This is a genomic window from Mesorhizobium silamurunense (assembly GCF_014843825.1).
GTDB classification, from domain to species: domain Bacteria; phylum Pseudomonadota; class Alphaproteobacteria; order Rhizobiales; family Rhizobiaceae; genus Mesorhizobium; species Mesorhizobium silamurunense.
The window spans coordinates 1-9032 of record NZ_JHQR01000082.1; the positions used below are offsets into that span (position 1 = coordinate 1).

Annotated in this window: 9 protein-coding genes and 4 pseudogenes; 4 read left to right on the top strand and 9 right to left on the bottom strand. The window is 58.9% G+C overall.

The window, feature by feature from the left end; translation table 11 throughout:
• A pseudogene (locus tag DH10_RS10205) lies at window positions 1-172 on the top strand (IS6 family transposase); the annotation flags it as partial.
• Window positions 173-205: 33 nt separating this feature from the next.
• Here the strand turns inward: DH10_RS10205 and DH10_RS10210 are convergent.
• A complete protein-coding gene (locus tag DH10_RS10210; protein WP_192384662.1) occupies window positions 206-784 on the bottom strand; it encodes an ABC transporter permease subunit in 579 nt (192 codons plus the stop codon).
• A gap of 8 nt (window positions 785-792) precedes the next feature.
• Window positions 793-2205 (bottom strand): ABC transporter substrate-binding protein, encoded by a 1413-nt coding sequence (locus DH10_RS10215; protein WP_192384663.1) that lies wholly within the window; start codon window positions 2203-2205, stop codon window positions 793-795.
• A gap of 339 nt (window positions 2206-2544) precedes the next feature.
• Between DH10_RS10215 and DH10_RS10220 the strand changes: the two genes are divergently transcribed.
• On the top strand, window positions 2545-3354 hold the full coding sequence (locus tag DH10_RS10220; protein WP_246811526.1) for a Crp/Fnr family transcriptional regulator: 810 nt from the start codon (window positions 2545-2547) through the stop codon (window positions 3352-3354).
• A gap of 20 nt (window positions 3355-3374) precedes the next feature.
• Here DH10_RS10220 and DH10_RS10225 read toward each other — a convergent pair whose 3' ends face one another.
• The 5 genes and pseudogenes from DH10_RS10225 to DH10_RS10245 all read right to left on the bottom strand — a co-directional run bounded on the left by DH10_RS10225 (window position 3375) and on the right by DH10_RS10245 (window position 6869).
• On the bottom strand, window positions 3375-4331 hold the full coding sequence (locus tag DH10_RS10225) for a HEAT repeat domain-containing protein (protein ID WP_192384664.1): 957 nt from the start codon (window positions 4329-4331) through the stop codon (window positions 3375-3377).
• Between the two features lies 1 nt (window position 4332).
• Window positions 4333-4566, bottom strand: a complete 234-nt coding sequence (locus DH10_RS10230; RefSeq protein ID WP_031256548.1) for a 4Fe-4S dicluster domain-containing protein — start codon at window positions 4564-4566, stop codon at window positions 4333-4335.
• 10 nt (window positions 4567-4576) lie between these two features.
• Window positions 4577-5932: pseudogene (locus DH10_RS10235) on the bottom strand (fumarate reductase/succinate dehydrogenase flavoprotein subunit); the annotation flags it as partial.
• Window positions 5933-5945: 13 nt separating this feature from the next.
• Window positions 5946-6479: pseudogene (locus tag DH10_RS10240) on the bottom strand (FAD-binding protein); the annotation flags it as partial.
• A gap of 9 nt (window positions 6480-6488) precedes the next feature.
• Entirely contained in the window at window positions 6489-6869 is a 381-nt protein-coding gene (locus DH10_RS10245) for a gamma-butyrobetaine hydroxylase-like domain-containing protein (RefSeq protein WP_246811527.1), read from the bottom strand.
• Window positions 6870-6876: 7 nt separating this feature from the next.
• On the opposite strand from DH10_RS10245, the pseudogene DH10_RS38150 reads away from it, so the two are divergent.
• Window positions 6877-7055: pseudogene (locus DH10_RS38150) on the top strand (IS30 family transposase); the annotation flags it as partial.
• Window positions 7056-7110: 55 nt separating this feature from the next.
• Here the strand turns inward: DH10_RS38150 and DH10_RS10250 are convergent.
• Window positions 7111-7257: a hypothetical protein gene (locus DH10_RS10250; protein ID WP_192384665.1), complete on the bottom strand. Its 147-nt coding sequence runs from the start codon at window positions 7255-7257 to the stop codon at window positions 7111-7113.
• A gap of 42 nt (window positions 7258-7299) precedes the next feature.
• Here DH10_RS10250 and DH10_RS10255 point away from each other — a divergent pair, with 42 nt between their 5' ends.
• Window positions 7300-7683 (top strand): hypothetical protein, encoded by a 384-nt coding sequence (locus DH10_RS10255; RefSeq protein WP_192384666.1) that lies wholly within the window; start codon window positions 7300-7302, stop codon window positions 7681-7683.
• A 118-nt stretch (window positions 7684-7801) separates the two neighbouring features.
• Here the strand turns inward: DH10_RS10255 and DH10_RS10260 are convergent.
• Window positions 7802-9032, bottom strand: a 1231-nt coding sequence (locus tag DH10_RS10260; RefSeq protein WP_192384667.1) for a putative bifunctional diguanylate cyclase/phosphodiesterase, incomplete at its 5' end; no start/stop codon positions are given.

Sequence of the window (9032 nt, forward strand, 5' to 3'; positions counted from 1 at the left end):
CCGGCGCATCAAGCGCCGCATCCGATCCATGCTTGGCTTCAAGTCGCTGGCAACCGCCACAACCATTCTATCCGGCATTGAAATGACCCCTATGATGCGCAAACGACAGGCGAGGTATGCCTACAATCCTAGCCCTTCGATCGCCGAGCAGTTCGAAATCCTCGCTGCCTGATAGACAGGCAAAAACCCTGTTTACGACCCCACCTCAGAGTTTGCGACAGAACCGGCCCGTGACGATGTTCGGCGCCGCACCTGTAATAATGACTTCCAACAGCATCGCCGTCCGGGTGCTCCCCAGGCTGCGCGCAGCCGCGATCAGCCTTGGATCGACGCTTTCCACGCCATGGACGGTGTTGAGCAGGATCGGAAACAACGCGCCCGTGAAGGTGATGAAAATCATCGAGAGTTCCGACGACGAAAACATCAGAACCGCAAGCGGAATCCAGGCGACGGCCGGGATCGGCCGCAGGAGCTCGAGCGGGGCTTGCAGGAAATCTCCGAGCCACCGTGAGCGACCGATGACGAGGCCGAGGCCGATACCGATCACGGCGGCGATGCCAAAGCCGGCCAGAACCCTTTCCAGGCTGCTCGAAATATGGGCAAAGAACTTGGGCGAGCGCAGGAAATCCAACGCTGCCGACATGACATCAACCGGCAATGGCAGATTCTCGAACGTGACAATACCGAGATTCAGTCCGAGGCTCGATGCCATCTGCCAGAGAATGAGGCAGATGGCGAGGGATCCGGCCCGGCGCAACCAGCGCCCAAGGTGGAAACGCGTCATTGCCAGCCTCAATTGCTGGCCATGATCGAGGCCTTGGCGGCAGCGAAATCCAACACCTTGCCACCATGATCCTTGGCCCATTTCTCGGCGTTTTCCTTCAGCAGGAAGGCGCTGACTTCGCCGCCGTCGGCACGCACGAACCAGGCCTGACTGCCGAGCAGCTTGATGCCGCTTTCACGGTCCTGCGCATAAAACACCCGGACCGGCTTGCCCTCACCTTCGATGGCCTTGAGCGCCTTGAATGCGTTCTGCGGCGACGCATAGTGTCGGACGAGGGGCTCACCCTGGACCCAGATCTCAGCAACGCCCTTGGGATCGCTGATCGCTTCACCGGTGGCAGCATCCTTGGCATTCAAGGGCAGCTGGGCATAGTTCTTCAGTGCGGCATCATAGTCGAGCCCAGACGCCTTGAATGCGGCCTTGATGAACCGATCATCGACAAAGCTGTTCACGTCGAGCGACTGGTCGGTCTTTTTCAGGAGCCTCAAGGTGTCGATCGCAGTGGCGACAGCCTGGCGGTATTCCGGCTTCCACGTGAGATCCCGGGTCTGAAGCCCGAGCGGTCCATGGAATAGGTATTCGACCTCGGCTTCGACGCCCGTCACCTTGGCGATCAGCTCACTGTATTTCTCCGGCTCCTTGGCGATCAACTGATCGGCCTCGATTGCGGCGCGAAGATAGGCAACAACGATCTCGGGATATTTTTCGGCATAGTTGGCATCGACCAGAGCACCGTGGAAAGTGGGCGTCTTTGCCTGCGATCCGTCATAGATCTTGCGGGCGAAGCCGCGCCAGGGGAAGAGCTCGGCAAATGGGACAAAATCGGCATGCGCGTCGATCTGGTTTGCCTGGAGGGCCGAGCCGGCAACTTCAGGCGCCTGGGTGATGATCTTCACGTCGCTTTCGGCGTCCCAGCCCTGCGCCTTGACGGCCCGCAGCAGCATGCCGTGCGAGGTCGATGCGAATGGAACGGAGATGGTCTTGCCCTTGAGCTCCGAGAGCGACTGGATGGGCGAAGCGGTCGGTACCACAATGCCGTTGCCGCTGCCGTTCACGCTGCCCGACAGCACGGTGATGAACAAGCTCCTTCTTCCGGCCTTGATATGGGCGAGACCGTTGAACGAGCCGGGGAAATCCGCCATCACGCCGAAATCAAGCTTTCCGGCGATCTGCTCATTGGTGATCGGCGCGCCGCTCGTGAAGTTCTTCCACTGGATATCATAGGTGACGTCCTTATACTTGCCGTCGTGCGGCAGGTATTTGTCGAGCAGCTTCAACTCGCGGATCAGCAATCCGCCCGTGGCGGTGTTGATGGTGGTGTCCTGCGTGCCGATCGCCACGCGGATGGTTTCGGCATCCGCGGCAGAAGCGAATCCGGTCGCCATAAGGGCAAGGGCCGCCAAATGTGTGCGAAAATTCATGGGGTTTACCTCGTGATTTGATGCCGGCATTCGGGGGCTGAAATTGCTGACCCAGTGGCGATTGCCAAACCGCTGTCCGGCAAATTTATGTGATGGCCGAGCTGAAGGCATAAGCAATTACTTGCACGCTTTCGCAGCCGATTTCGATCGCCGGCGTCCGGTCGGTTTCCGCGCCTATTTCAAATTCTTCTTTTAAAACAAACAGTTATTCTGTCGCCATTCGAAATTCGGGGGACAAGAATCATCTAAGTCAGGCATGAACGGCGCAAATCCATTCCTTTTTTGTCTATAGAATTTATATACTTTTTACGCGTTGTCATGACGCGCAAGGAGCCGGATATGAGCCTCGAAATGCTTTCGACCGATTTCGAAGCTGAGCGTAAGAAACATCAGCCGGCGCTCGAATTGCCCGAGCAGGTCGTTCTTCCCGGCGATCGGGCGCTCTTTCTCAGCGAAAGCGTGGAAGGGCTCGACGACGGCGCGCATTTTCTCGATACCCTGACATCAGACGAGTGGGCGAAACTTAGGGCGCATGGCCGACGTCTCGCTTTTGCGACCGGTCAGGCGATCTTCACCCAGGGCGACAGCCACGGTGGCATTTTCATCATCGAAAGCGGCAAGGTGCACGTCTTCTACACAGCACCGTCAGGACGCGAAATCACGCTGGCCTACTGGACAGCGGGGCATTTCATAGGCGGTCCCGAAATGACCGGCGGTGGAATTCATATCTGGTCCGGAGAAGCATTGAGCGAATGCCGGATGCTGTTCATACCGGCCAATGCGTTGAAGAAGCTCGTCGTCGAGCTTCCGAATTTCGCACTCTGTCTTCTGCAGGGGCTTGCAGCGAAGGGCAGATGCTATTCGGCGATGGCTCAGATGCTCGGCACGCGTTCGGTGATCGAACGTCTGGCGCAGTTCCTGATGAATCTCGGCAACCTTCATGGCGTGCGCGACGGACGGGCAATCGTCATCAATGCCAAGGTGACGCATGACCAGATTGCGGCCATGGTCGGCTCCACACGCCAATGGGTGACGATGATGATGAAGCGCTTCCAAAAGGAAGGGCTGGTAACGGTGACGCCGCGCCATATCCGTATCGAACGCCCTCACAGCCTGATGGAAATGGTTTCGAAGCGCGCGGCGGGGTGAGACGGCGCTTCGGCTTGCAACTAACCGAGCCGCGTTAGCGCCCAGCGAACGGTCTTGCGTACGTCCGGATCGGCGTCGCCGATATGCGCCATGACAGCGTCCCGCGACGATGGATCAGCGATTTCGCCGAGCGCCGCCGCAGACTCCTTGCGCAGCGAAGCCATGTCGCTCGTCAACAGCGCCGAAATCTGCCGTACCGCCGATTGCGCCTTGAGCTTGCCAAGCGCATTCAGGCATTTTTGCCGAACCTGCCAGTATTCGTCGGAAAGGCCGTCGGTCAGTCCGTCGACGGCCGTGGTCTGGCCGATACGGCCAAGCGATTCTGCCGCCGCGGCCCGCACCTGCCAGTTCTCATCGTCGAGGGCAGCCGTCACGGCGGCCGCTGCGGCGGGCTGGCTCGTGAAGGACAAGGCGTTGACCGCAACGGACCGAACGGTGGCATCGGCATCGCGCGTCGCGGCGATGAGAGACGGCAAGGTCTCTTCCAGCTTGAGATAGGCAATGACGCCAAGCGCCTGCGCGCGCACATTGGCATCTTCATCCCGCATCGCCGCCAGAGCGGGGCCGAGTGCCCCACGCGAGCGCAACGCTTTCAGCCCGCGAAAACCCGCAGCCCGGACGAAGGCGCGCCCATGACTGACGAGCGGCAGAATGGATTCAGCTGCCGCCGGATCCTTCAGTTCAGCAAGGCTATCGGCTGCCGCCTGGGCCACCGTCAAATCCTGATCCGCCACTAGGCGGGCAAGGCCCGCAGCCGCCTCAACGGCGTCGAACTCGGACAGTGCGATCGCCAACTGCAAACGCACTGTCGCGTCGGGGTCGGCAACTGCGGTCAGGAGATGCGGCAGCACATCCGCGCTCGCCGTCTCGGCAAGATCGATCACGGCAAGCCGTCGCACGGCCGCGTCAGCATCGTTCAGACGCTTGCCGATTTCCTCGATGTCGCCAAAATCTTCGAAGGGATCGAATGCAGTCATGTCAGCGCAACAGATAGGGGATGTTGACGGTTACAGCGCCGGTCGGACAATCCTTCTCGCACGGCATGCAGTACCAGCACTCGTCGAATTTCATATAGGCTTTGCCAGTGAGATCGCTGATGCGCAGGACATCCAGCGGGCAGACATCGACGCAGACCGTGCAGCCCTTGTCGGCGATGCATTTTGCCTCGTCCACGACGACGGGAACGGTTGTGGGTGAAAGCGCAAGCGGCATGGTTTCCCCGTCAGGCTTGATTGGAAACGCGCAGACGGTCATAGGCTGTCCGCTCCTCGTTCTCGATTGGAACGATGTAGGGTTGGATTGGCCGCTTCTCAGAAACCAGGCGGCCGTCGACCTTGCGCAGAAGCGTATGGCAGAACCAGTTGTCGTCATCCTTTTTGGGATAATCGACGCGGTTGTGATAGAGCCCCCAGCGGCTCTCTGTCCGGAAGAGCGAGGCATGGGCCGCCATGTCGGCGCAGTCGAGAATGGACGACGCTTCCAGCGAACGCATCAGCTCATGTGCGTCGCGTGCGACAAGGGCGGTTTCGAGATCATCCCTGATCTCGGCGAGCCGCGCCTGGCCGATCTGCATCCTGGCCGTCACCTTGGGCGGCTGCAGATAGTCGTTGACCAGCCGCCTGGTCTTGTATTCCAGCTGGTTGGGCGGGATGCCGTCCTCGCGCCGCGTCGGCGCCAACACGCGTTTGCGCTCCGCCTTGACGAACTCGCCGTTGAAATCCGGAAGGCTGGTTTCCAGCGCGACTTCGGCGGCGTGCTCGCCGGCGACGGCTCCGTTGGTGAAGGCGCCGAGCATATAGTTGTGGGGCACGCTCGCCATGTCGCCCGCGGCGTAGAGGCCCGGCACCGTGGTCCGGGCGAATTCATCGACGAAAACGCCCGACGCGCTGTGACCCGAACAGAAGCCGATTTCGGAAATGTGCATTTCGATCATCTTTTCGCGGTAATCGGTGCCCCGCGCCTGATGGAACCTGCCGCGCGACGGGCGCTCGACCTTGTGCAGGATCTCTTCGATCTCGCCGACCGTGTCGGCATGAAGGTGGTTGAGCTTCAGGAACACTGGCCCCTTGCCGGACTGTAGTTCGTTATAGAATTCCTGCATCATCTGTCCCGACCAGTAGTCGCTTTCGATGAAGCGATTGCCTTCACTGTTGGCGGTATAGGCACCGAACGGACCGGCAACGTAAGCGCAAGCCGGGCCGTTATAGTCCTTGATCAGCGGATTGATCTGATAGCATTCGAGATTCGCGAGCGCGGCGCCCGCATGGTAGGCCATGGCATAACCGTCCCCGGAATTGGTCGGATTCTCATAGGTTCCGAAGAGATAGCCGGAATGCGGCAATCCGAGCCGGCCCGCCGCCCCCATGCACAGGATCACGGTTTTGGCACGCAGCACGAGGAATTCAGCCGTGCGCGTGTTCACCGCAATGGCGCCCGCGATCCTGCCGTCGCTGGCAGTCAACAGGCGCGTTGCCATGAAGCGATTGGAGACCAATATCCTTTCGCGCCTGATCTGCCGGTAGAGCGCCTTCTTGACGGTATCGCCATTCGGCATCGGCAGCACATAGGTTCCGAGATGGCGTGTTCACCGCAATGGCGCCCGCGATCCTGCCGTCGCTGGCAGTCAACAGGCGCGTTGCCATGAAGCGATTGGAGACCAATATCCTTTCGCGCCTGATCTGCCGGTAGAGCGCCTTCTTGACGGTATCGCCATTCGGCATCGGCAGCACATAGGTTCCGAGATGGTGGACCTTCTTCAGGTCGAAATCGCCATTGGCGTTCTTCTGGAAACGGATGCCGAAACGGTCAAGTTCCTGGATGATATCATAGCAGCGCGAGGCATATTTGAAGACCGGCGCCTGATCGACAATGCCGTCATTGGCGATCGTTATCTCCTTGGTGTATTGCTCGGGCGTCGCATATCCCGGAACGACGGCGTTGTTCAGCCCGTCCATGCCCATGCAGATGGCTCCGGAACGCTTCACATTGGCCTTTTCGAGCAGGACGACATTCAGAGCGGGATTTTTCTGCTTCGCCTTGAGCGCCGCCATCGGTCCGGCCGTGCCGCCGCCGATCACCAGCACATCGCAAGTGACTTCCGACAGCCCTTCGACAAAATCATCCATTCTCGTTCCTCACGCCGCAGAATCGGCGATTTCGCGCAAATAGCTCCAGGGATAGATGCCCCGGTCGTGACCATCGGAGAAAACCAGACGTATGGCATAGGAACCGATCGCCTCAGCGCTCGTCATGGTGACGGTCTCGAACGAGTGTTCGTTACCTTCGATGTCCGCCCGCACCTGCTGGGCCGCGCGGCTGCGTGCCCGCAGCATGGATGCCGGGATGAGCGAGACCGCACCGTCATCCCATGTAACGGACAGAAGGTCGCGCGCGGCAGTGACTTTGAGCTCAAGAGGTATCACGACGTTCCCTGATGGTTCGCCCCATCTTAGGGAACAGCCGAACATGGACACGCAATAAATTGCCTGCGTCCAGCATGCTTGCGCCAGTTGCATCTGCCACGCCGGTCGAATGGCGTATGAACGTAGCAGCGTCCATGTCTGCCACGAGACGATCTATCGCCTTGGCTATTCGGCCGACGGCCGGGAGATAAAGCTATGGCGCCATCTTCTGGAGAGCCGCGCCCGACGCCGGCGGAGGCACGTCAGGCCGGCGACATGGCCCGTCGATTCAGCCCGGAAGGCCGCGCTCGTAAATGGCTTCCGCGAGACACTGATCCATTCGCAAGAGGCCAATTCAACGGACACGTCCTCGTTGCTTGCCGTCGGAGTCCACCGTCGCCATCAGCGTCATCGGAAAAATCCTGATACGCCCGCGAGCCGACAGGCCGGTGCCGTCCGACGTCACGATCACAGTGCCGAGATGTTTTGTCAGTTCCGTCACGTGGCCTCTCCTGTGGTCGCGCACGAAGGATGGAATCACGTCGTGCAATTGTCATTCGTTGCCGCGGCTGGTTATATGGTTGCCGCCGACAGTCAGAAGGGAGCTTCCATGAATCCGATCAGACAGGTTCTCAACGTCCTGCTCCCCATCCGCCCCATTTCCGGCAAGAGCCCGGTCCGCTACAGGACAACTGCCCAAGCTCTTTCGTCGGCAATCCGGATCGCACGCCGCCGCAAAGCTGTCGATCTTGCTGCATCATTCGCCACTGGATCTGTTATCGAGGAGAGCGAAAACAGTTCTCTGCCTTGGGACTTCCTGAAGGACAGATCCGACGATGCTGCCCCGGAACCGACGCCCGTCATGGCCAAGAAAACTGTCGGAAATTCCGATGAGTTCGCGGAGTGGCATCGTCTGCTATCAAGATGAAAGAAGACCGCATTGCCTCAAGAAAAATGTTACCGGGTGGAGTCCCTTGCCTCACCTCGTCACCGTTGGCCTACGAGAAAAAACCAGACCATCGCCGGCAAAGTGCGGGTCGTGCCATTCAAGTATTTAGCTCCTGGCCAAACCGCTTCGCGCCAATGCCAGGAATGTCGTCTATCCGGACAGGTTTCCCGATTAAATAGCCTTGAGCTTCATCACATCCGACGCAGCGCAGATAGTCGAGCTGGTCGAGAGTTTCTACGCCTTCGGCTGTTACCTGAATTCGAAGCTCATGCGCCAGCTCAACCAATGATCTTACAATCGCGGCGCAGTCCGCATCGGTGAGCATATCCTGGACAAAAGATCGGTCGATCTTGAGCCGCGAAAGAGGCAATTTACGAAGATAAGTCAGTGATGAGTAGCCGGTGCCAAAATCGTCAAGAGCAACTGTGACGGATAGAGAAATTAACGATTGTAATAATGAAATCGTTTCTTCAAAATTCGAAATCAGCACCGATTCCGTGATTTCGACCTCAAGTCGCTTTGGCTCTAGGCCTGTCTCCGACAGGGCCATTACTATTCCATCCAATAACGCCTTGTCCTTAAGCTGCACTGCCGACAAATTGACGGAGACCCGCAAGTCGCGCGGCCATTGCACCGCTGCCAGGCAAGCCGCGTTGATAGCCCAATGCCCGATGCCGTGAATCAATCCGGTTTCTTCAGCGATAGGTATGAACTCCGACGGAGGGATCGCGCCAAGGGTCGGATGCTGCCACCGCAGAAGCGCTTCAAAACCTCGGATGCGATCACTCCCGAGTTTGAGAAAGGGTTGAAAGGCGAGCGAAAGCTGGTCGGCAGCGAGCGCAGTTGCCAGATCGCGTTCAAGGGCATGGCGCCTTGCAGCAGCTTCATCGTCACTTGCGCTGAAAAACTGGATGGAGCCCGCCCCCGGCGTCTTGGCCCTGTATAGCGCGGTGTCGACGCACCGCAGGAGTTGGTTGGCATCCAAACCGTCAGCGGGGGCCAAAGCGATACCTATAGAGGCCCTGCAATATATTTCGCGCCCTTCGAGCAAGAACGGCGCGCGCATGGCATCTATGATCTGTTTGGCCAAGGACCTGATTTGATCTGGCCTGATATCGCGCGTAGCGATTATTGCAAATTCGCCGCCCTCCAATCTGGCAATGCCATCGCTCTCCCGCGTCGATCTCCGAAGTCTCGCAGCCACTTCGACCAAAAGGGCATCCGCCATGGCTCGGCCAAAGCGATCATTCACCTCGGCAAAATTGTTAAGATCGAACAAAAGCAATGCACAGTGCTGGCCAAACTGCTTTGCGTCCACCAACGCGTTC